Source organism: Klebsiella sp. GW_Kp182 (genome assembly GCF_040062275.1).
GTDB lineage: Bacteria > Pseudomonadota > Gammaproteobacteria > Enterobacterales > Enterobacteriaceae > Klebsiella > Klebsiella michiganensis.
The window spans coordinates 140660-163025 of the sequence record NZ_JBEAFQ010000003.1; the positions used below are offsets into that span (position 1 = coordinate 140660).

Genomic DNA, 22366 nt, shown 5'->3' on the forward strand with positions numbered 1-22366 from the left:
TCGATTATCGGCATTGCGCCTGGGCCACAATAATGCCGGTAAGTTCTTTTGCTGACGGCAGCGCATAGTGGATCTGGCAGCGGTCTTGCGTCCCGGAGCCCCACTTCACGTTGAGTACGCCGTTAGATTCCAGTCCGGTCAGGTAGACCTGTCCGCCATCGCCAACGATAAACGCCTGCTCAGAGGATGCCGCCCCGGGGACGCTGACCATGGCCCCGAAAGGCAGGGGTTGCCCGTTCTCCAGGCGTACCGTCATCAGTACCCGGTTACCCACGCTGGTGGCATAATTTGCGCGAACCACCGCCCCACGGGTAGGCACGACCGTCTGCGTCGCCAACTCGAGGTCGACATCGTCCGGCATCGTTGTGGTATCGAGCGTCAGGATATTCTTACGATACGGCGAGGCGTAAGGCACGACGGTATAGCCTCGCCAGTCGGTTCTGACCCCTGTCTGGCTATTCACGCCGACGCCGGCGGCGCCGGGCGCCTTGATGAGAGCGACGGTTTCGCCGAAAGGCTGCCCCAGCGTCAGGCCGTTTTCATGTACCAGCGCTCCGCCGCGCAGAGCGTAGTTCAGCCGATGGCTGTATTTATCATGACTATAGCCGCCGGTAAGTTCAGCATAGGTTGCACGCCAGTCCGCATTGACGCTGCCGCTCTCCCCTCTTCCCTGGCTGGTGTAGCCTTCCTGCACGCTCCAGCTCAGGTTATTACGCTCCAGCAAGGTGCCGGAGAGGCCCAGATTGTTGCTGGTGGAGCCATTTTTGCTGCTGTTCAGGGAGTAGTTGGCATAAACCGGCTTCGGTAGCCATTCCCCCAAAGGCACGCTGATGCTCAGGGCAAAAAGGTGGTCTTCATCATTACGCTTACCGGTGTTCTGGTCGGTCGTATTGCGGTTATAGCTGTAGTTCATGCTATAGCTGATGCCGCGCCAGCTATTGTTGTATCCGACGCCCACTGACTCCATAGTGCGGCCGGTATTCCAGTAATCTTCGCGAATATAGCTCAGCGACAGCGACCCCATTTCTTCGCCAAGGCTCTGGCTGATCGTCACCTCCCCGCGGTTGCGCCTCCGTTCAATAGAAGGCGTGTAGTTGTCATCCCGATAGGTATCCAGCACTTCCTGCATATCCCAGTAACCGCTGGTCGCATAGCGATATCCCGCCAGGCTTACGTTAGTCCCCAGGCCCGGGAGGTCTTTGCTGTAACGCAGACGTACCGACTGCCCGCTCTCTTTATCTTTATCCTGTCGGGTCGACCAGGCCTGGATGATATCGGTCGATACGGCGCCCAGTTCACCGAGGTTTTTCCCCATTCCCAGCGCCACCGACTGGTACTTACTGCTAAACTGGCCGCCGCCGTACAGGGTTAACCCCCAGGGCAAGCCGTAGATTGCCGTCGCCTGCGTGAGGGGCGTTTCGTCAATGCTGTTGTCGTAGGCGCGATACACGCCGGAGGTCATGCTATATTTCAGCCGCCCTTCGCGCTGCAGGACAGGGAGCGAAGCGTAAGGTACGATCAGGTTCTGCTCGCTGCCGTCCGCCTCTTTGATGGTGACGGCTAAATCACCCGAGCCGCCGGTCGGGTACATATCGGTAATTTCAAAAGCGCCAGGCGCAACGTAGGTCTGGTAAATCTCATAGCCGTTCTGGCGAATAATGACCTGAGCATTAGTGCGCGCAATCCCGCGAACGACGGGCGCGTAGCCGCGCAGGCTTTCCGGCAGCATATCATCATCGGAAGCCAGCATCGCCCCGCGGAAGGGAACGCCCTCAAAAACGTCGGCGTCCGTGCTGCTATCGCCCAGCGTCATCACCCCCTGTAGCGATTTGATGTTGCGCTGCGCATAGGTATAAACCGTGTCCCAACTATTGCTGGACTCTCCCCCGCTGCTGCTGCGCGACCAGGTCGTGTAGTTACGTAAACGCCACGGCCCGACGTTGATACCGGGGCGCAGGTTAACGTATTGATTATCGCTGTCCGGCGTATCGTTCTGACGTGACCAGTTATTTGCCCCGCTAAAGGAGTAATTCAGCAGGATCGCCGGCACCCCCTCATCCCACTGTTTCGGATCCACCCAGCCGCGGGCGGCGCTGGTCACCGCCGCCTGCGGGAAGCTCAATAGCAGGCGCTGCAGGCTGAAGCGAAAATCAGATTTTGCCTGCGGTATCACGCTGATATCCGCGCAGCCGGGCGATCTGCGGCCCAGCTCTGGAAATTGGGAGACGCGCACGCCCCATTCGGCCAAATCGTCTACCGTCAGGCAAGGCTGTAATTCCGTTATTCCCGGCCCTTTGCTCTGCTGAAAAACCACATCGCGGGTGTCCATAAAAACGTTATTAAGATAAATATCTACCCGATAGGTCCCCGGCAGCTGTCCGCCAGCCTGCTCGTAAGCGGATAAATCCCTGACGCCCGTATGCGGGCCGTCCATTTCCAACAGGGCCGGGTTAAAAACCTCCCGCGCCAGGACATCTTCACACAGCGGTAGCAGCGCAACGGCCAGAGCGCCGGCTATCCGGTTAAGCCGCCATTTATTATGATTATTTTTCATTTTCCCTGGAACTCCCTGGCCTGAAAGCCTCTACAAAGTCGCGTGGTGCAGCGCGCCGGTACCGCCATAATCGTTAATCAGTTTCCACTGCAAAGCGCCCGCGCTGACGCCCGGCAGTTGAAAGCGCGCCGTTTCCCCTGGCCCCACCCAATTGGCCTCTTTAACTTCGGCGCCCCCCACTTTGACCTCGGCAAAATTCATATAAAAGGCGGTGGGATTCATGACCTGTAGCGTATTGCCGCTGCGCGTCCAGCGAAGCTGCTCCGTCACCATCTCCGGCGTTCCCTCAACGGATTTAGGTCGATAAATTAATTTGATGCGCGTTTTGATAGCGATCTGTAGGGTATTGGCGCCGGCTTTAGCCTGCGAGGAGGGAATCGCTTTGATGTTCATCCAGAACATACTTTCTTTATTTTCCGGTAAGCCGCCGCTGTAAATTACCCGCAGTCGGGTTTGCTGCTCGCCCTCAAGGCGAAATAAAGGCGGCGTTAACAGAAAAGGGGCTGCGCCCTTATTACTTTCAACCCAGCTTTGAATGAGATAAGGCGTAGCATCATTATTAGTTACGCTCAGTGAGGACTCTTTTTTACCGCCGGGATAAATCAGACGAGTACCGCCGGTCACCACGCCCGCATGCGCCGCAGCGCCGACCAACAGCCATCCAGCTATTAGCACTTTCAGGTATTTTTGCATCTCCAGCTCCCTGGAAAAGCGAGCCACATAGGGCTCGCTAACACTGTCATATAGACGGAAAATTAGTTATAGCTGATGGTAAAGTTGGCTGTACCGTCAGCTTTACCCGCAACGATAGTGCTTTCAGTCTGGATATAACGGACGCGGAACGGCAGATCGATATTGCCGGTAGCGGGGATGGTCAGGCTGGCAGAACGCGTATAGAGCGGCAGCGTCGCGTTGCTGCTGGCGTCAACCAGCTGCAGGGCCACGCCTTCGGCAACGGCAGGATCGGTACCCGCTCCGGTCAGCTGCAGTTTATCATTATCACCGTTGACGTTAGCGCCGGAGAACAGTACCGATGCTTTGGTGACGGTAGTCGGGCAGTTTTCCAGTTTAATCGCGAAATTCTGTTCAGCCGCAGTAGACCCCGTACCGCTAAACGCGGTCTTGGCAATCTGCCCCATCTGAACTTCCAGCGGGTTGGACAGGTCGTTCACCACGTCGCAGCCCGCATCGATAATATCGCCGATAAACTTCACCTGACCGTCATCCGCCAGCGCAGCACCAGAGAACGCCGCGCAACCGGCGACAACAGCAGCAAGTAATGTTTTTTTCATGATTTATCCTTTTCAATGCAGTCGATGCATTAACTTATAAGCGCAATACCCTGCGCATCCTTTTATTTACGTTTGATATTAATAACGCAACAAAACATTGACCCATGAAATGGATATAATATTTTGAAGTGGTCATTATGTATCAATATGACCACTTCAATTAATTAGAATATAAATTGCCAGGGAAGGCGTTTTTGATTTCATATTTATCAGGAAAAATCCCAATAAACACGATAAAAAGCTAAAGAATGAGAGGCGGAACAAACCATACATAAAGCCAATTAAAACAATTAAAAAATAAATGACACCTATACTTAATATAACTATATGAAAATAATAGTAAAAAATATTGTTAATCATAAATTGACATTGTTACTACCTGTGGATAGCATAGGAGTCAGTTTGATACAAAATGACTATTCCGTTTACCAAACTTCTCTAAACCTCGCATCGTTACTGGCTGTATAGATAACCGTGTGCTGAATATTCCGGTGTCCAAGAAAGTCCTGAATTAATCGCGTATCCACCCCCTTATTAGCCAGCGCGAAACCGCATGCGTGGCGCAGCATATGCGGATGCGCGTTGATTTCCAGCTGGGCGACGAGGCTCAGGTTCTTCATCATCTGGTATATTCTCTGCCGGGATAAAGGCTGGCCATTTCGTGACAGAAAGAGCCAGCCAGAATTATTTCCGGGATAATTATCACGCACGCGCAGCCATTCGTTGAGTACCTTTACCTCTTGTTTATAAATAGGATGAGTGGTTGAAAAGCCGTTCTTCAGTCGACGAATATAAATGACCCCGCTTTGAATATCGATATCAGAGAGCTTCCAGTGACGAATTTCGCTCACTCGACAACCATGATTAAAACACATCCACAGTAAACAGACATCGCGCTCCGGGTTTGCTCCCCGCCTGGCCGCTTCAACCAAACGCTGAACCTCCCCGACAGTCAAATGCTTACGTCTTGTTTTCATTCACTTTCTCCATCTACAAAACACAATAGCGTGCGTAGTAATAATAGTACGGAAAATAAGAGGATGAGTGGAAACGTAAAGTGAGATTAATATGATAAAAAGCATGAATAATACGAAAAAGAGTAAAGAAAGCGCCTGGCGCTTTTGCGTAGATAAAAAAAGGACCGCCGAAGCGATCCTTTTCTCTGGCTAAAGATAGCATTACATCAGCGGCGTAGCCAATTGTACGATGCTGATGAGCGGCTGCGGCCAAACGCCCAGCACCAGCACCAGCAGCGCGGAGATGAGCACCACGATGCCTCCGGCGCTGTACTGCCAGTTAGACGGCGCATCGCGATTCAGTTTCTCCGGCGCGCTCAGATAGAGGCTTACCGCCACGCGCAGGTAGTAGTAGAGGCCAATCGCTGAACCCACCACTACCGCGCCGACCAGCCACCACAGGTGCGCATGCACACCCACCGCCAGCACGTAGAACTTACCGATAAAGCCCAGCGTCATCGGAATACCGGCAAGAGACAGCATCATCACCGTCATTACCGCCGACAGAATCGGACGATGCCAGAACAGGCCACGGTAGGAGTAGAGCGAATCGGCATCCGGGCCGCGGTACGGGCTGGACATCAGGCTCACCACGCCGAACGCGCCGAGGCTGCTGAACAGGTACCCTGCCAGATAAACGCCCACCGCTTCCATCGACATCTCACCGCTCTGCAGAGCAATCAGCGCCACCAGCAGATAGCCAAGATGAGAAATGGAAGAGTAGCCGAGCAGACGTTTAATATTGGTCTGGCTCAGGGCCATCAGGTTCCCGAAGATAATCGAAGCAAAGGCGATCAGGCCCAGCACCACGCGTACCGCCTCGCTGTCGCCCACCGGCATATAGAGGAACAGGCGCATGACCACGCCAAAGATGGCGATTTTACTGGCGGTCGCCAGGAAGGTGGAAACCGGAGCAGGCGCGCCCTGGTATACGTCCGGCGTCCACAGATGGAACGGCACCAGCGACAGCTTAAAGCCGAGACCGACAATCATCAGACCGAGACCAGCCAGCAGCAGCGGCTCGTGCAGCATGCCATCCGTCAGGCTCTTACCGAGCGCCAGGAAGGAGAGGTTACCGGAGTTGGCATACACCAGCGCCATACCGAACAGCAGAAACGAAGAGGCAACGGCGGACAGAATCGTATATTTGATACTGGCTTCCAGCGAACGTTTCTGGCGGAAGGCGTAGCCCACCAGGCCGAACAGCGGCAGCGAAATCAGCTCAATGCCGAGGAACAGCGCCGCCAGATGGTTAGCGCCCGCCAGCAGAATACCGCCCAGCGCGGCGATCAGCACCAGAAGATAGAACTCTTCTTTGTTGTCCTTGTAACCCTCAAGCCACGGGTAGGCGAAAGTACAGGTGGCGAGGCTCGCCAGCAGCACCAGCCCGGTATAGAGCATCGCGTAACCGTCAACGCGAATCAGCGGCGTGACGTCCATCGCTCCGTTCTGACCCACGAACCAGAGTGATATCAGCGCGGCGTTCAGGCCGAGAACCGACAGCGTGGCATTGAGGAAATGATTGCGTCGCCACGCAATGGAGAGCATCACAACCACCACCGTCAAGCCGACGATCAGCAGCGGTAGCAGTGCGATCAGTTGTTGTGGAGTTATTGTCATGGCGAATTACGGCCTTGTAGTAGAAACAGAATTAACAAACCACTGCTGAATGTTGCTCATCGCAGAGTGCGAGGTGTCCAGAATCGGCTGCGGGAAGAAGCCCAGCAGCACCAGCAGAACGACCAGCAGCAGGATGATCGACAGTTCACGCAGGGACATTCCCGGCAGCGCTTTCGCGGCGATTTCGCTTTTTGCTTTACCAAAGTACGCGCGATGCAGCATCGACAGCGAGTACACGGAAGCGAACACCAGACCAAAGGTCGAAATAACGGTAATCACCGGCACGGTTTTATAGCTGCCGAACAGAATCATAAATTCGCCGACGAAGTTACCGGTACCCGGCATCCCGAGGGTCGCGACCGCAAAGAACATCGACAGCGCAGGCAGCCACTTGATCTTGCTCCACAGACCGCCCATCTGACGCATATCGCGCGTATGCAGACGCTCGTAAAGCTGACCGCAAAGAATAAACAGGCCGGCAGCGGACAGACCGTGAGCAATCATCTGAATCACCGCGCCCTGATAAGCCAGCTGGCTGCCGGTGTAGATAGCAATCAGCACGAAGCCCATGTGGGAAACGGAGGTGTAAGCAATCAGACGCTTGATATCGTACTGGCTGAAGGCCATCCACGCGCCGTAGAAGATACCGATGACGCCCAGCCACATCGCGATGGGGGCAAATTCGGCGGAAGCGTTCGGGAACAGCGGCAGCGCAAAGCGCAGCAGGCCGTAGGCCGCGGTTTTCAACAGGATCCCCGCGAGGTCAACGGAACCCGCGGTCGGCGCCTGAGAGTGCGCATCCGGCAGCCAGCCGTGCAGCGGAACCACCGGCATTTTTACCGCGAAAGCGATAAAGAAGCCCAGCATCAGCAGGTATTCCACGCCGTGGGACATCGGCGTCTTCAGCAGCTCTTCATAGTTGAAGGTCCATACGCCGGTAGCGTTGAAGTGAACAAACGCCAGCGCCAGGATGGATATCAGCATCACCAGACCGCTCGCCTGGGTATAAATGAAGAACTTGGTTGCCGCCGTGATACGCGTTTTACCGTCGGAAGCCTTATGGCCCCACAGCGCGATCAGGAAGTACATCGGCACCAGCATCATTTCCCAGAAGAAGAAGAACAGGAACAGGTCGATAGCCAGGAATACGCCGATCACGCCGCCCAGGATCCACATCAGGTTAAGATGGAAAAACCCCTGATATTTCTCGATTTCGCGCCATGAACAGAGCACCGCCAGCACGCCCAGCAGCCCGGTCAGCACCACCATCAGCAGCGACAGACCGTCGATAGCCAGATGAATGCTAATCCCGAATCGCGGGATCCACGGCATCACGAATTCCGACTGCCACTGCGGAATACCGGTAGATTGCGTGAGAGAATAGCCGCCCTGCATCCACAACTGCAGGCCAAGCAGAAACGTCAATCCCATAGTGATCAGCGCGATCCAGCGCGGCATCTTCACGCCAAAGCGTTCAGTCTGCCAGCACAGGAAGCCGCCGATGAAGGGAATTAATATTAGCCAGGGTAATAACATGGCGATCTTTATTCCTTGTTAAAGTCCCGTTCAGGACCGATTTTCAACGAATTCTCACAGAAAATTCACTTCGGATTGCGGGTGTTATTGCCCGGCAGCGCTATGCTTGCCGGGCCTACTGCTTGTAAGTCGGGTTAACCGACAACGCCCACAATCCTCAAACTCAACGCAATACCATCAGCAGCGCCAGCACCACGACAGCGCCGATGCCCATAGAAGCCACATACCAGCGCAGATAGCCGTTCTCGCTCACCACCAGGCCTTTGCCTGCGAAGCGGGAAAGGATCGCCGGAATGTTCATCAGGGCATTCAGCGGGTCGCTCTTCAGCAGCCACGCCACGCCGAGGAACGGCTTAACGAACACTTTGTCATACAGCCAGTCAAAGCCCCAGGCGTTGTACCACCAGGTACCGAGCAGACGACCCGGCGCGCTGTTGGCAATCGACGTCACCAGCGTGCGTTTACCCAGCCACAGCCAGGCGGCAATCAGAATACCGGCGATAGCAATCACCCCGGAGGCAATTTCCAGCGTCATGACGCGTCCGTGTTCAAGCTCGGTGGTCTGCGGCAGTACGCCTTCCAGCGGCGGCACAATCAGCGCGCCAACGAAGGTCGAGAGCACCAGCAGCACAATCAGCGGCAGATGATGGGTAATCCCCTTCCCTGCGTGAGCGTGAATTTGTTCTTTGCCGTGGAACACGATGAAAATCATACGGAAGGTGTACAGGGAAGTCATAAACGCCCCGACCAGGCCGGCAACCATCAGATTCAGATGACCGTTCGCCATCGCGCCCGCCAGAATCTCATCCTTACTGAAGAAGCCTGCCGTCACCAGCGGCAGCGCGGACAGCGCCGCGCCCCCCACCAGGAAGCAGACGTATACCAGCGGAATAGACTTACGCAGGCCGCCCATCTTGAAGATATTCTGTTCGTGGTGGCAGGCCAGAATCACCGAACCGGACGACAGGAACAGCAGCGCTTTAAAGAACGCATGGGTCATCAGATGGAAAATCGCCGCATCCCACGCCTGCACGCCGAGCGCGAGGAACATGTAGCCAATCTGGCTCATGGTGGAATACGCGAGCACGCGTTTGATATCGGTCTGCACCAGCGCGGCGAAGCCTGCCAGCACCAGCGTTACCGCTCCGACGATACCCACCAGATGCAGAATTTCCGGGGTCATCAGGAACAGGCCATGGGTACGCGCAATCAGGTAGACGCCGGCGGTCACCATGGTGGCGGCGTGGATCAGCGCGGAGACCGGGGTTGGACCGGCCATCGCGTCCGCAAGCCAGGTCTGCAACGGCAGCTGCGCAGATTTACCCACCGCGCCGCCCAGCAGCATCAGGGTTGCCCACCACAGCATGTTATTACCGGCTTCGAAGTGCGCAGGCGCCAGTTCGACCATTTCGCGGAAGTTCAGGGTGCCCAGCTCGTTGTAGAGAATGAACAGCGCGAACGCCAGGAACACGTCGCCGACGCGGGTCACCACAAAGGCTTTCATCGCCGCCGCGCCGTTCTTCGGATCGGTGTAGTAGAAGCCGATCAGCAGATAGGAGCACAGGCCCACGCCTTCCCAGCCAAGATACATCAGCAGCAGGTTATCAGCGAGCACCAGAACCACCATGCTGGCGATAAACAGGTTGGTATAGGCGAAGAAGCGAGAGTAGCCCTCTTCGCCGCGCATGTACCAGGAGGCGAACATATGGATCAGGAAGCCGACGCCGGTCACCACGGACAGCATGGTCAGAGAGAGACCGTCCAGCACCAGGTTGAAGCCGACGTTGAAGTCGCCCACCGACATCCAGGTCCACAGCGGCACGCTGACCGCCTGTTTGCCGTTGGCGAAGAAGTCAACGCCGACAAACGCCGTGACCAGCGCCGCCAGGCCTACCGAGCCTACCCCCACGGTGGCGGATAAGTTTTCCGACCAGCGGCCGCGAGAGAAGGCCAGCAAAACAAAGCCAATCAATGGCAAAAGAATGGTTAAGGCAAGCATGTTCATCCGCGCAACTCACTTACTGAATCGATGTTCAGGTTCTGGCGACGACGATGGAGCTGCAGCAGCAGCGCCAGGCCGATACTCGCTTCCGCGGCGGCGAGGGTGATGGCGAGGATATACATTATCTGGCCATCGGTCTGGCCCCAGTAGCTCCCTGCAACCACGAAAGCCAGCGCCGCGGCATTGATCATGATCTCCAGGCTAATCAGCATAAACAGCAGATTGCGGCGGATGACCAGCCCCGTCAGGCCGAGGACAAACAGGACAGAGGCGAGGATCAGTCCATGTGTTAAGGGGATCATGCGTGTTCCTCCGTTTTTCTTTTATCGCTGTCGTTCGGACGGTTGCTCAGCACTTCCCCGACGCGCTCTTCACGGCCGATATGGAAGGCAACAACCAGGCCCGCGAGCAGCAGCATGGAGGCCAGCTCCACCGCCAGAACGTACGGACCAAACAGCGCAATACCGACCTCTTTGGCGTTAATCGCCGCGCCGTCGATACCCTGATCGTTAATACCAAGGATGGCGTAAACGATAACCACCAGCAGTACCGCTGCGAGAATGGCCGGACCGATCCAGATCCCAGGTTTCAGCCACTGGCGCTCCTGCTCGATTTCGCTGCCGCCCAGGTTGAGCATCATCACCACGAACACGAACAGCACCATGATGGCCCCGGCGTAGACGATAATTTCCAGCGCACCGGCGAAATAAGCCCCTAAGGAGAAGAACACCCCGGCGATCGCCAACAGCGAAATGATCAGGTACAGCAGCGCGTGCACCGGATTGGTGTGGGTGATCACCCGCAGGGTTGCGAGGATGGCTATCAGGCCACAGATATAAAAAGCGAATTCCATTGCCCTCTCCTTACGGTAACAGGCTCTTGACGTCGATAGGCTTAGCTTCGTTCTCTGCTTCGCCCTTATCTTTGCCGTCGATTGCCATACCCGCCATCCGGTAGAAGTTATATTCCGGGTATTTACCCGGACCGGAAATCAGCAGATCCTCTTTTTCGTACACCAGATCCTGACGTTTGTATTCGCCCAGCTCAAAGTCCGGGGTCAACTGAATCGCCGTGGTCGGGCACGCTTCTTCGCACAGGCCGCAGAAAATGCAGCGCGAGAAGTTGATGCGGAAAAACTCCGGGTACCAGCGGCCGTCTTTGGTCTCCGCTTTTTGCAGAGAGATACAGCCTACCGGACAGGCTACCGCACACAGGTTACAGGCAACACAGCGCTCTTCGCCGTCCGGATCGCGCGTCAGCACGATGCGGCCACGGTAGCGCGGCGGCAGATATACCGGCTCTTCCGGGTACATCCGAGTTTCACGTTTGGCAAAGGCGTGCATCCCGATCATGCAGATACTGCGGACCTGGGTGCCAAACCCTACCAATAATTCTTTTAAGGTCATGGTCAATTCACCCCTTATTGCGCCTGCCAGAGAATGACAGCCGCCGTTACCAACAAGTTGATCAGCGTTAACGGCAGGCATACCTTCCAGCCAAAGGACATTACCTGGTCATAGCGCGGACGCGGTAATGATGCGCGGATCAAAATGAACATCATCATAAAGAACGCGGTTTTCAGCGCGAACCAGATGAAAGGAGGTAACCATGGGCCATTCCAGCCGCCGAAGAACAGCGTCACAATCAGCGCCGATACGGTAACAATCCCGATATATTCACCGACGAAGAACAGACCGAACTTCATGCCGGAGTATTCGATGTGATAACCGTCAGCCAGCTCCTGTTCCGCTTCCGGTTGGTCAAACGGGTGACGGTGACATACCGCTACGCCCGCAATCGCAAAGGTCACGAAGCCGAAGAACTGAGGGATGACGTTCCACAGATGCGCCTGGTTGTTGACGATATCGGTCATGTTGAATGAACCGGCCTGCGCCACCACGCCCATCAGGGAAAGCCCGAGGAACACTTCGTAGCTCAGGGTCTGGGCAGAAGCACGCATCGCGCCAAGCAGCGAGTATTTGTTGTTGCTCGACCAGCCGGCGAACAGCACCGCATAGACCGCCAGACCTGCCATCATCAGGAAGAACAGGATCCCGATGTTCAGATCGGCCACCACCCACGTCGGGCTGACCGGCACAATGGCGAAGGCCAGCAGCAGCGAAGTAAAGGCAATCACCGGCGCCAGAGTAAAGATCACGCGATCCGAGAAGCGCGGAACCCAGTCCTCTTTAAAGAACATTTTGATCATGTCGGCGACGAGCTGCAGCGAACCGCCCCAGCCCACGCGGTTAGGCCCGTAACGGTTCTGGAACAGGCCCAGCAGACGACGTTCGCCAAAGCTCATAAACGCGCCGCAGGTCACCACCACCAGCAGAATCACCACCGCTTTAAGGATGCCTAACAGAATGTCGATGAGATCGGGAGTTAACCAACTCATGCTTTCGCCTCCTGCAGAGTATCAATACGCGCTCCGGTCAGCACCGGCGCAATCCCTGGCATGCCCATCGGTAAGCCAACCTGCCCTGCCGTCAGCCCCGCCGAGATTACCAGCGGCAGGCTAAGCGCCTGGCCATCAACGCTGAAGGAAACCATCGCCCCTTCGTTCACGCCAAGCTTCGCGGCATCTGCCGGGTTCAGCTTAACGTATGGCTGCGGCATGCGGCTCTGGAATACCGGAGCACGCTGCGACAGCTCGTCGCTGCCGAACAGATGGTAGTAAGGCGCGATACGCCATTTCCCTTCTTCAGCCTGGAAGCTTGCCGGTACCGCGGTAAAGTACTCAAGACCGCTGGCGGAGGCTTCAATCAGACGCACGCCCGGATCGCCGTGGCGCAGTTTACCGCCCACTTCATCCTGGAACTTGTTCCACGCCTGCGGGGAGTTCCAGCCCGGAGCCCAGGCAAAGGGAATTTGCGAGCGCGGCGCGGACGGCTGGTTGTTCCCTTCCATGGAGAAGGCAAACATGGTGTCTTTATCCTGCGGCTGACGGGGTTCATGCACGCTGATGTTGGCGCGCATCGCCGTACGACCGCTATAGCGGTGCGGTTCACGGGCCAGCTTCTGACCGCGAATGCGGAAGGTCGCATCCGGCGCGGCGTCTTTGATACCGGCCAGCTGCGGCAGCGCGGCAATGGCGGCGTCAATCACGTGGTCCAGCTGCGTCCAGTCAACCTGGCGATTGTTAACGGTGCTGTGCAATGAGTGCAGCCAGCGCCAGCTTTCCAGCATCACGGTTTTCGCGTCGTAGTAGGCCGGGTCGTAAACCTGGAAGAAGCGCTGGGCGCGACCTTCGTTGTTGACCACGGTACCGTCGCTTTCCGCGAAGCTTGCCGCGGAGAGCACCAGATGCGCTTTTTCCATAATCGCGGTACGCTGATGGTCAACCACCATGACCAGCGGCGCTTTCGCCAGCGCCGCGTCAACGCGGGCGGCTGAAGCGTGGCGGTGCAGGTCGTTTTCCAGCACGATAACCGCATCGGCGTTACCGGTCTCCAGTTCGCTCAGCGCCTCTTCAAGCGAGCCGCCGCCGATCATCCCGAGGCCTACGCTGTTCACTGCCCGGGCGACCATGGTCACGCCAACGTCAGCGCCGCGGCCTTTCAGGGCTTTCGCCACGTTCGCGGCGGCCTGAATCACCTCGATGCTGCCGGCGTTGGTTCCGGAAACAATCAGCGGTTTTTTCGCTCCGGCTAACGCCTGAACGATCACGTCGATTTTGCCTTTCAGCTCGCTGCTCAGCCCTTCGACCGCCGGCGCGCTATCGTCCAGCGCGTGGGCGATGGCGAAGCCAAGACGCGCCTGATCTTCCACCGGCGCGCGGTAGGTCCATGCGGCGATATCATCAAGACGCGTGTCGTCGATATTGGTCACGAACAGCGGATGCTTCGCGCGCTGGCCGATGTTAAGGATCGCGGCGATCTGCCAGTCGGCGACTTTCTGCGCCGCCGCCATTTCACGCGCTTTGCCTTTCACCGCCTGACGCACCGCCAGCGCGATACGCGCGCCGGTCTGGGTGATGTCCTCACCGAGGATCAGCACCGCATCGTAGGATTCGATCTCGCGCAGCGCCGGGGTATGAATACCGCCTTCGCGCAGCACTTTCAGCATCATCTGCAGGCGCGCTTGTTCGCCCTTCGCGATGCCGGTATAGAAGTTTTCGGCGCCGACCAGCTCGCGCAGCGCAAAGTTGCTTTCAATGCTGGCGCGCGGGGAGCCGATACCAATTACCTTCTTCGACTGGCGCAGGATATCTGCCGCCCCCTGCATCGCCTGTTCGGCGTTGAGGGTGATCAGATCGTCGCCGCGGCGCTGAACCGGCTGACGCGGACGATCTTTCAGATTGACATAGCCATAGCCGAAACGACCGCGGTCGCAGAGGAAGTAACGGTTAACGGTACCGTTATAACGGTTTTCGATACGACGCAGTTCGCCGTAGCGCTCGCCGGGGCTGATGTTACAGCCGATGGAACACTGCTGGCAGATGCTTGGCGCAAACTGCATGTCCCACTTACGGTTATAGCGCTCGGAGTGCGTTTTATCGGTAAAGACGCCGGTCGGACAGACTTCCACCAGGTTACCGGAGAACTCGCTTTCCAGCGTACCGTCTTCCGGACGGCCAAAGTAGACGTTGTCGTGAGCGCCGTAGACGCCCAGGTCGGTACCGTCGGCATAGTCTTTGTAGTAGCGAACGCAGCGGTAGCAGGCGATGCAGCGGTTCATTTCGTGAGAGATGAACGGCCCCAGATCCTGGTTGCGGTGGGTACGCTTGGTAAAGCGGTAGCGACGGAAGCTATGACCGGTCATTACGGTCATATCCTGTAAGTGGCAGTTGCCGCCCTCTTCGCATACCGGACAGTCGTGCGGGTGGTTGGTCATCAGCCACTCAACTACGCTTTCGCGGAACTGCTTCGCTTCTGCGTCGTCGATGGAAATAAAAGTGCCGTCGGATGCCGGTGTCATACAGGACATCACCAGGCGGCCACGCGTGTCTTCCGCGTTCTGATATTGCTTCACCGCACACTGGCGGCAAGCACCAACGCTTCCCAGCGCCGGATGCCAGCAAAAGTAAGGAATATCAAGACCCAGAGAGAGACAAGCTTCTAACAGGTTGTCCGCTCCGTTGACCTCGTACTCTTTGCCGTCTACATGAATCGTAGCCATTAGCGTGCTTCCAAAATAAAAAAACCTTTAGATTACCAGCGCGTCTTAAGCAGGTTCGGCTGAATCCCGTTGATTGCATGGGTATTGCTGAACTGCTGTTTAATGCCAGCTTCGAATTCTTCGCGGAAATATTTAATCGCGCTCTGTAGCGGCTCAACCGCACCCGGCGCGTGCGCGCAGAAGGTTTTACCCGGACCGAGGAATCGACACAGTTGCTCAAGCGTCTCGATATCCCCCGGCTGGCCTTCGCCGCGCTCGAGAGCGCGCAGAATTTTCACGCTCCACGGCAGACCGTCACGGCAAGGCGTGCACCAGCCGCAGGACTCACGGGCAAAGAACTCTTCCAGGTTGCGTACCAGCGGCACCATGCCAATCTCATGGTCAACCGCCATCGCCAGCGCGGTGCCCAGACGGCTGCCCGCTTTACCAATGCTTTCGAACTCCATCGGCAGGTCGAGATGCGCTTCGGTCAGGAAGTCGGTGCCCGCGCCGCCCGGCTGCCAGGCTTTGAACTTCAGGCCATCGCGCATGCCGCCCGCGTACTCTTCGAGGATCTCGCGCGCGGTGGTGCCGAACGGCAGCTCCCAGACGCCCGGATTCTTCACGCGGCCGGAGAAACCCATCAGCTTGGTGCCGGCGTCTTTACTGGTCGAAATGTTCTGATACCACTCGACGCCGTTGGCCAGAATCGCCGGGACGTTGCACAGGGTTTCAACGTTGTTTACGCAGGTCGGTTTGCCCCAGACGCCCGAGCTGGCCGGGAACGGCGGCTTCGAACGTGGGTTGGCGCGGCGGCCTTCGAGGGAGTTAATCAGTGCGGTTTCTTCGCCGCAGATATAGCGCCCTGCCCCGGTGTGCACAAACAGTTCGAAGTCAAAACCGGTGCCAAGGATATTTTTACCCAACAGGCCCGCTTCGGTCGCTTCGGCAATGGCCCGGCGCAGATGCTGCGCCGCTTCGATATATTCGCCGCGCAGGAAGATATAGCCGCGCCAGGCTTTCAGCGCGAACGCGGAGATCAGCATGCCTTCCACCAGCAGGTGCGGCAGCTGTTCCATCAGCAGGCGGTCTTTATAGGTGCCCGGCTCCATTTCATCGGCGTTACACAGCAGGTAACGGATGTTCATGGACTCGTCTTTCGGCATCAGGCTCCACTTCAGACCGGTGGAAAAGCCCGCGCCGCCGCGCCCTTTCAGGCCAGCGTCTTTTACCGCAGTGACGATTTCATCCGGCGCCATGCCGGAGAGCGCTTTACGCGCCCCGGCGTAGCCGTTTTTACTCTGGTATTCATCCAGCCATACCGGCTGTTTGTCGTCGCGCAGACGCCAGGTTAACGGATGGGTTTCGGCAGTACGAATAATGGTTTTCATTTATACCGCTCCAGGAGGTCAGGAATCGCTTCCGGCGTCAGATAACTGTGAGTGTCCTCATCAATCATCATGGTCGGCCCCTTGTCGCAGTTGCCCAGGCAGCAGGTCGGCAGCAGGGTGAAGCGGCCATCAAAGGTGGTTTGACCCGGTTTGATATCCAGCTTCTTCTCAATCGCCGACTGAATGCCCTGGAACCCGGTGATGTGGCACACCACGCTGTCGCAGTAGCGAATCACGTGACGGCCCACCGGCTGGCGGAAAATCTGGCTGTAGAAGGTCGCAACGCCTTCTACGTCGCTGGCCGGGATCCCCAGCACATCGGCGATAGCGTAGATCGCGCCGTCCGGCACCCAGCCGCGCTGCTTCTGAACGATCTTCAGCGCTTCAATGGACGCCGCACGCGGGTCTTCGTAGTGGTGCTTCTCGTGCTCAATCGCCTCACGCTCTGCCGCACTCAGCTCAAAAGCCTCGGTTTGTGGTTGTTGATTCTCGTGCATAATTAGCGGTCCACGTCTGACATAACAAAATCGATACTACCCAGATAGACAATCAGGTCGGAGACCAGACTGCCGCGAATAGCGGCCGGGATCTGCTGCAGGTGCGCGAAGCTTGGCGTGCGCACGCGGGTACGGTAGCTCATGGTGCTGCCGTCGCTGGTCAGGTAGTAACTGTTAATACCCTTGGTCGCTTCAATCATCTGGAAGGATTCTTGCGCCGGCATGACCGGGCCCCAGGAAACCTGTAGGAAGTGCGTAATCAGGGTTTCGATATGCTGCAGCGTGCGCTCTTTTGGCGGTGGCGTCGTCAGCGGATGATCCGCCTTGAACGGGCCTTCCGGCATGTTATCGAGGCACTGCTGAAGAATGCGCAGGCTCTGGCGCAGCTCTTCCACTTTCAGCATCACGCGGGTGTAGCAGTCGGAGACGCCACCGCCGGTCGGGATCTCAAAGTCGAAGTTTTCGTAGCCAGAATAGGGACGCCATTTACGTACGTCGAAGCCGATGCCGGTCGCGCGCAGGCCCGCGCCGGTGGTGCCCCACTCCAGCGCCTCTTTCGCGTTGTAGGCGGCAACCCCTTTCGAACGACCGATGAGGATGGTGTTGCGCAGCGCGGCTTTCTCATAGGAATCCAGACGCTTCGGCATCCACTCGAGGAATTCGCGCAGCAGGCGATCCCAGCCGCGGGGCAGGTCGTGCGCGACGCCGCCGATACGGAACCAGGCCGGGTGCATACGGAAACCGGTAATCGCTTCCACCAGATCGTAGATCTTTTGACGGTCGGTAAAGGCAAAGAACACCGGCGTCATCGCCCCGACGTCCTGAATAAAGGTGGAGATGTACAGCAGATGGCTGTTGATACGGAACAGCTCGGAGAGCATCACGCGGATCACGTTGACGCGATCCGGCACGGTTATCCCCGCCAGTTTCTCAACCGCCAGCACGTAAGGCATTTCGTTAACGCAGCCGCCGAGATATTCAATACGGTCGGTATACGGAATGTAGCTGTGCCAGGACTGGCGCTCGCCCATTTTCTCGGCGCCGCGGTGGTGGTAGCCGATATCTGGCACGCAGTCGATGATCTCTTCGCCATCAAGCTGCAGAATAATACGGAACGCACCGTGAGCGGAGGGGTGGTTCGGGCCGAGGTTAAGGAACATGAAGTCCTCGTTTTCGGTCCCGCGCTTCATGCCCCACTCTTCCGGTTTGAAGGTCAGCGCTTCCATTTCCAGATCCTGTTTGGCTTTGGTCAGCTCAAACGGGTCAAATTCGGTGGCGCGCGCCGGGTAGTCTTTACGCAGCGGGTGACCTTCCCAGGTCGGCGGCATCATGATGCGGCGCAGGTTCGGGTGACCATCGAAGGTCACGCCAAACATCTCCCAGGTTTCACGCTCATACCAGTTGGCGTTAGGGAACAGTTTGGTGAAGGTCGGCAGATGCAGATCGTTTTCAGACAAGGCAACCTTGAGCATGATGTCGCGGTTGCGGTCTATGGAAATCAGATGATAGAAAACGGAAAAATCCGCGGCGGGTAAACCGTCGCGGTGCGTGCGCAGACGTTCATCCATGCCGTGCAGGTCAAACAGCATCACGTAAGGCTTCGGCAATTTCTTCAGGAAATCACCCACCTCAAGCAGCTGTTCACGCTTCACCCAAACCACCGGAACGCCGGTGCGGGTTGGCTGAACGGTAAAGGCATCCGGCCCAAAACGGTTGCGCAGTTCGCCGATCACCGGGTCATCAAGGTGATCGCGGGTTTGCCAGGCTGGTGCGGCGTCATGCGCGGTTAAATCGGTCATATTGTTCACCATTGCAAAAGGTCCGTGGTGACTGCCGGCGAGGCTTCGCGCTGTAGTAGATTGATTTGCGAAGTTTTTATCCCGCCCGCAGGCGCAAGTTAAATCTCGTCCGGAGTCCGCAGATTGGTCACTGCAATACGTTCGCCGCGTTTACGCTCGCGTTCCGACTGCATATTGGCGCGGTACACGCCCTGATCGCCAACCACCCACGAGAGGGGACGGCGTTCTTTACCAATGGATTCCTGCAGCAGCATCAGCGCCTGCATATAAGCTTCCGGACGCGGCGGGCAGCCCGGGATGTAAACATCGACCGGAATAAACTTATCCACGCCCTGGACGACAGAGTAAATATCGTACATTCCGCCGGAGTTGGCGCATGCGCCCATCGAGATAACCCACTTCGGCTCCAGCATCTGGTCATAAAGACGCTGAATGACCGGCGCCATTTTGGTAAAGCAGGTGCCGGCAACCACCATCAGGTCAGCCTGACGCGGGGAGGCACGTAATACTTCTGCACCAAAGCGCGCAACGTCATGCACCGCGGTGAATGACGTCACCATTTCCACGTAGCAGCAAGAAAGGCCGAAGTTGTAAGGCCAGATTGAGTTCTTACGGCCCCAGTTCACCATGTCATGCAAGGCGTGTTCGAGTTTCCCCATATACACGCTTTTATTGACTTCTTGCTCCAGGGGGTCGGTTACGATCTCCTGTTTTTGCAGGGGGTAACGGTCGTTCTCACCGTTAGGATCGATGCGGGTGAGCGTATAATCCATCTTATTGCCTCGCTTTTACTGCGTATGACGGTTAGTGGGACTGTCTGTTTCCGGGTTAACCAGCGTGCGACGGGAGCGCGCAGGCGTCCAGTCCAGTGCGCCGATACGAACGAGGTAAACCAGACCAGCCAGTAGCACTAAAATGAAAATTGCGGCTTCCACAAAGCCGACCCAGCCGCTTTCACGGATAGAAGTCGACCATGCGTAGAGATACAGGGCTTCCACGTCGAAGATAACGAAGAACATGGCAACCAGATAAAACTTCGCAGAAAGACGTAAGCGAGCCGAACCGACGGAGTCGATCCCGGATTCAAACGGCGTGTTCTTGCTTCGCGCGCGCGCGCGTCCGCCAAGGTACCAGCCGCCGACGAGCATCAGGCAGCACAGGCCGATAGCGATGATGAGAAATATAGCGAATGCCCAATGATGAGCGATGACTTCAGTGGATGTTGACATACGCATTGCTTAACCAAAAAAGTGTAGCGCTAAAACCCTCTGCTCTTACTGGCAGATGAACGCCACAGCGTTTCACGGGGAGGAATAAAAAAATAGCCGTGCAAAAAAGCGTCCCTGGGTGATGTGGAAGGCCAGTTGCGGTGGCTTTTTACTCCTTTCATTAACCTTTTGTCAACTTTAACAAAAGTTTTCACAACATTAATTTACATTGGATTTTTTTCATTAACATTAAATGCCCTTTCATGCGGAATAACCTTGCATACTGTTCGGCTTTAGTGTTGTTGAATCGTGTCCGTTTCCGCCGTAAATCAAAATGGCCCGCCTATTTTGACAGGATTCAGACACGATTCCTCCCCCTAAGGAGGGGTATTTTCTTGATCTGCGACACGCTTTTGTTAATTCAACCAAGAAAACAGCAACAAACCAGATGGTTTTTTAACATTAGCAGGAAGTATTGAAAGTGCAGAGAAAAGTCGAGAAATGAGAGGAGGAGCGGATCTAACCTACTGATTTAGCTCAAAAGAAATCAACAAAAGTTTCTATTAATCAATAAAATTTGAAAAAAACGAACCGCAGCGGCAATTTCACACGTCTGGGGTTCGTTTTTACACTTACATTTTGTTACCAGTTTTTGTGATGTTTGTTAGCTTTTCCCGCTCAGGAAATAAGGGAATTATCTCCCCCTTCGGGAGTATAAACGCGTTGCGTTGACCACGGCTGGTACTCTGCGCTCAACGACTGAAAAATGGCCTGCGTCAGCTCGCTTGCCTTCTGCGGATTGCAGTTCAGCATGTAGCGGGTATCCGGCAGTACGGGTAAACCGTCACTCCGGCCCGGTACGCGAAATTCGGGGCTCATCATCTCTACCGGCTGCGCGGTCACGCCAAGCCCGGCTTTCACCGCCGCCTTCACCCCCGCCATTGAGCTTGCCGCATGGGAAAGATGCCACGCAACGCCGGCGGCGTTGAGTACCTCAACGATCTCTTCCCGAAACGGATCCGGGGCATCCAGCAAAACAAGCGGGACAGACTCGCCCTGAGGGAGGACATAATCCGCTGCGCAGTACCACAGCGTTGGCGACGTGCGCAGCGTCAGCATGTCAGAACCCTTGGTTTGTCGGGTCGTCAGCGCAAGATCGATTGCCCCGCTCTTCAGCATATCGACGATATCAAGGTGTTTGAGGACTTTGATTTCCAGCGTCAGCCTGGGATAAAAACTACCAATCCGGTTTAACAGGCACGGTAAAATGGTATCCGCCGTCTCATCAGAGGCTCCGACGGTCAGCGTTCCCTGCAGGCTGCCAAACATGAGCGACATACAGGCTTCATCATTAAAGCGCAGAATTTTCCGCGCATAGCCCAGCAGCTGAATGCCCTGCTCGGTCAGAAGCTTATTGCGCCCGTGGCGAGCAAAAAGCTCTTTGCCAACCAGCTGCTCCAGCCGCTGCATCTGCTGGCTCACCGCTGACTGGGTCCGGCGCACCGCGACGGCGGCAGCGGCAAAGGTACTGAGATCGGCGACGGCAACAAAGGTTCTCAAGAGATCGAGGTCTAAATTTAGTATCGAACGATTTTCATTTATCATATTTGCTTCACATTCAGGCGGCTAATGCTTACCTGCCTTGTTGATGCTGTGCTCCAGGCTTCCGGCTAATCCTTAAGCTTCGCGTTACCCGCCAGAGACGGACGGATGAACAACTGGACGAACGTTATTGCATTAGAAAGCACTCATCCGCAGCAAATGCGCGGAATTTCAGAGTAATATTTTGCTCGTACGCCTAAGCGCTTTTAATTACGACGCATTTGTTTTTGTGATGTAACGCAAAAAATAGCCGTCAATGACCATTGTCTGCATCCTCACCGGCGACAAACCTTGCCATCGGGCTCAGGCAGAACAAAAACCTGCAATAACAATGTATTAATAAAGAAATAAGCTACCTGGCATAGCCATATGTCGGTATTAACGGCGATATTCTAACCGAAAACCACAATATTTATAAGCGTTAATCAGTATTATCTCAGGCCACTTTAAATGCTGGTCAGCACTTTAATTAAATTAACAGATCTAAGAATATTCCTTGCATAAAATAAAACTCATTTAGCTATTAAATACTTTCATTAAAAATATCTAGCAAAGTTGTTACAACCTTCAGCGTATTGTGAATTAAACGTTCACCAGACGATGATTCGTTTTACGCGCAAAAAACAAGCGCCGGTCCTCTTTAAATCAACAAACCAGATAAACGTTCGCCAAAACACCACCAGGCACAATATAAGACCATCAATAAAAGTATTAAAGGTGTAATGTATAAACAAAAGCGCAGCTCACCA

18 protein-coding genes are annotated in these 22366 nt (G+C 55.9%); all 18 read right to left on the reverse strand.

All coding sequences use genetic code 11. The features are described 5' to 3' along the window. Positions 1-4: 4 nt before the first annotated feature. The 18 genes from ABLU88_RS05065 to ABLU88_RS05150 all read right to left on the reverse strand — a co-directional run bounded on the left by ABLU88_RS05065 (position 5) and on the right by ABLU88_RS05150 (position 21620). Positions 5-2554: a fimbria/pilus outer membrane usher protein gene (locus tag ABLU88_RS05065; protein WP_224266003.1), complete on the reverse strand. Its 2550-nt coding sequence runs from the start codon at positions 2552-2554 to the stop codon at positions 5-7. A gap of 30 nt (positions 2555-2584) precedes the next feature. Beyond that, a complete protein-coding gene (locus ABLU88_RS05070; RefSeq protein WP_048260671.1) occupies positions 2585-3247 on the reverse strand; it encodes a molecular chaperone in 663 nt (220 codons plus the stop codon). A gap of 62 nt (positions 3248-3309) precedes the next feature. Continuing rightward, entirely contained in the window at positions 3310-3846 is a 537-nt protein-coding gene (locus tag ABLU88_RS05075) for a fimbrial protein (RefSeq protein WP_014230249.1), read from the reverse strand. Between the two features lie 425 nt (positions 3847-4271). Beyond that, positions 4272-4823, reverse strand: coding sequence for a tyrosine-type DNA invertase (locus tag ABLU88_RS05080; protein ID WP_025106679.1), 552 nt, complete (start codon positions 4821-4823; stop codon positions 4272-4274). 201 nt (positions 4824-5024) lie between these two features. After that, positions 5025-6482 carry an NADH-quinone oxidoreductase subunit NuoN gene (gene nuoN, locus ABLU88_RS05085; RefSeq protein WP_004852828.1) on the reverse strand — a complete coding sequence of 486 codons (1458 nt, stop codon included), beginning with the start codon at positions 6480-6482 and terminating at the stop codon, positions 5025-5027. Between the two features lie 6 nt (positions 6483-6488). Then, on the reverse strand, positions 6489-8018 hold the full coding sequence (gene nuoM, locus ABLU88_RS05090; protein ID WP_004104059.1) for an NADH-quinone oxidoreductase subunit M: 1530 nt from the start codon (positions 8016-8018) through the stop codon (positions 6489-6491). A gap of 163 nt (positions 8019-8181) precedes the next feature. Then, on the reverse strand, positions 8182-10023 hold the full coding sequence (gene nuoL, locus ABLU88_RS05095; protein WP_025106678.1) for an NADH-quinone oxidoreductase subunit L: 1842 nt from the start codon (positions 10021-10023) through the stop codon (positions 8182-8184). Further along, positions 10020-10322 (reverse strand): NADH-quinone oxidoreductase subunit NuoK, encoded by a 303-nt coding sequence (gene nuoK, locus ABLU88_RS05100; RefSeq protein WP_004104062.1) that lies wholly within the window; start codon positions 10320-10322, stop codon positions 10020-10022. Before nuoK ends, nuoL begins: the two co-directional genes overlap by 4 nt. Continuing rightward, positions 10319-10873, reverse strand: coding sequence for an NADH-quinone oxidoreductase subunit J (nuoJ, locus tag ABLU88_RS05105; RefSeq protein WP_014230252.1), 555 nt, complete (start codon positions 10871-10873; stop codon positions 10319-10321). Before nuoJ ends, nuoK begins: the two co-directional genes overlap by 4 nt. A 10-nt stretch (positions 10874-10883) precedes the next feature. Then, on the reverse strand, positions 10884-11426 hold the full coding sequence (gene nuoI / locus ABLU88_RS05110; RefSeq protein ID WP_004104066.1) for an NADH-quinone oxidoreductase subunit NuoI: 543 nt from the start codon (positions 11424-11426) through the stop codon (positions 10884-10886). Between the two features lie 14 nt (positions 11427-11440). After that, the gene (gene nuoH, locus ABLU88_RS05115) at positions 11441-12418 is read right to left on the reverse strand and encodes an NADH-quinone oxidoreductase subunit NuoH (protein ID WP_004104068.1); all 978 of its coding nucleotides are present in this window, start codon (positions 12416-12418) and stop codon (positions 11441-11443) included. Beyond that, positions 12415-15141 (reverse strand): NADH-quinone oxidoreductase subunit NuoG, encoded by a 2727-nt coding sequence (gene nuoG, locus ABLU88_RS05120; RefSeq protein ID WP_025106677.1) that lies wholly within the window; start codon positions 15139-15141, stop codon positions 12415-12417. Before nuoG ends, nuoH begins: the two co-directional genes overlap by 4 nt. Positions 15142-15173: 32 nt before the next feature. Further along, entirely contained in the window at positions 15174-16511 is a 1338-nt protein-coding gene (nuoF, locus tag ABLU88_RS05125; protein ID WP_004852841.1) for an NADH-quinone oxidoreductase subunit NuoF, read from the reverse strand. Continuing rightward, the gene (nuoE, locus tag ABLU88_RS05130; RefSeq protein WP_004104075.1) at positions 16508-17008 is read right to left on the reverse strand and encodes an NADH-quinone oxidoreductase subunit NuoE; all 501 of its coding nucleotides are present in this window, start codon (positions 17006-17008) and stop codon (positions 16508-16510) included. The genes nuoF and nuoE overlap by 4 nt, the downstream gene beginning before the upstream one ends. Positions 17009-17010: 2 nt before the next feature. Next, on the reverse strand, positions 17011-18819 hold the full coding sequence (nuoC, locus tag ABLU88_RS05135; RefSeq protein ID WP_004104077.1) for an NADH-quinone oxidoreductase subunit C/D: 1809 nt from the start codon (positions 18817-18819) through the stop codon (positions 17011-17013). 86 nt (positions 18820-18905) lie between these two features. Beyond that, entirely contained in the window at positions 18906-19580 is a 675-nt protein-coding gene (gene nuoB / locus ABLU88_RS05140; protein WP_002913178.1) for an NADH-quinone oxidoreductase subunit NuoB, read from the reverse strand. 15 nt (positions 19581-19595) lie between these two features. Further along, positions 19596-20042, reverse strand: a complete 447-nt coding sequence (nuoA, locus tag ABLU88_RS05145; RefSeq protein WP_004123140.1) for an NADH-quinone oxidoreductase subunit NuoA — start codon at positions 20040-20042, stop codon at positions 19596-19598. A 651-nt stretch (positions 20043-20693) separates the two neighbouring features. Then, entirely contained in the window at positions 20694-21620 is a 927-nt protein-coding gene (locus ABLU88_RS05150) for a LysR family transcriptional regulator (RefSeq protein ID WP_014839121.1), read from the reverse strand. Positions 21621-22366: the final 746 nt, after the last annotated feature.

What these genes read in the sequence shown, in the direction of transcription:
- ABLU88_RS05065 (WP_224266003.1), bottom strand. Translation starts at nt 2,554, where the DNA reads ATGAAAAATAATCATAATAAATGGCGGCTTAACCGGATAGCCGGCGCT.
- ABLU88_RS05070 (WP_048260671.1), bottom strand. Translation starts at nt 3,247, where the DNA reads ATGCAAAAATACCTGAAAGTGCTAATAGCTGGATGGCTGTTGGTCGGC.
- ABLU88_RS05075 (WP_014230249.1), bottom strand. Translation starts at nt 3,846, where the DNA reads ATGAAAAAAACATTACTTGCTGCTGTTGTCGCCGGTTGCGCGGCGTTC.
- ABLU88_RS05080 (WP_025106679.1), bottom strand. Translation starts at nt 4,823, where the DNA reads ATGAAAACAAGACGTAAGCATTTGACTGTCGGGGAGGTTCAGCGTTTG.
- nuoN (WP_004852828.1), bottom strand. Translation starts at nt 6,482, where the DNA reads ATGACAATAACTCCACAACAACTGATCGCACTGCTACCGCTGCTGATC.
- nuoM (WP_004104059.1), bottom strand. Translation starts at nt 8,018, where the DNA reads ATGTTATTACCCTGGCTAATATTAATTCCCTTCATCGGCGGCTTCCTG.
- nuoL (WP_025106678.1), bottom strand. Translation starts at nt 10,023, where the DNA reads ATGAACATGCTTGCCTTAACCATTCTTTTGCCATTGATTGGCTTTGTT.
- nuoK (WP_004104062.1), bottom strand. Translation starts at nt 10,322, where the DNA reads ATGATCCCCTTAACACATGGACTGATCCTCGCCTCTGTCCTGTTTGTC.
- nuoJ (WP_014230252.1), bottom strand. Translation starts at nt 10,873, where the DNA reads ATGGAATTCGCTTTTTATATCTGTGGCCTGATAGCCATCCTCGCAACC.
- nuoI (WP_004104066.1), bottom strand. Translation starts at nt 11,426, where the DNA reads ATGACCTTAAAAGAATTATTGGTAGGGTTTGGCACCCAGGTCCGCAGT.
- nuoH (WP_004104068.1), bottom strand. Translation starts at nt 12,418, where the DNA reads ATGAGTTGGTTAACTCCCGATCTCATCGACATTCTGTTAGGCATCCTT.
- nuoG (WP_025106677.1), bottom strand. Translation starts at nt 15,141, where the DNA reads ATGGCTACGATTCATGTAGACGGCAAAGAGTACGAGGTCAACGGAGCG.
- nuoF (WP_004852841.1), bottom strand. Translation starts at nt 16,511, where the DNA reads ATGAAAACCATTATTCGTACTGCCGAAACCCATCCGTTAACCTGGCGT.
- nuoE (WP_004104075.1), bottom strand. Translation starts at nt 17,008, where the DNA reads ATGCACGAGAATCAACAACCACAAACCGAGGCTTTTGAGCTGAGTGCG.
- nuoC (WP_004104077.1), bottom strand. Translation starts at nt 18,819, where the DNA reads ATGGTGAACAATATGACCGATTTAACCGCGCATGACGCCGCACCAGCC.
- nuoB (WP_002913178.1), bottom strand. Translation starts at nt 19,580, where the DNA reads ATGGATTATACGCTCACCCGCATCGATCCTAACGGTGAGAACGACCGT.
- nuoA (WP_004123140.1), bottom strand. Translation starts at nt 20,042, where the DNA reads ATGCGTATGTCAACATCCACTGAAGTCATCGCTCATCATTGGGCATTC.
- ABLU88_RS05150 (WP_014839121.1), bottom strand. Translation starts at nt 21,620, where the DNA reads ATGATAAATGAAAATCGTTCGATACTAAATTTAGACCTCGATCTCTTG.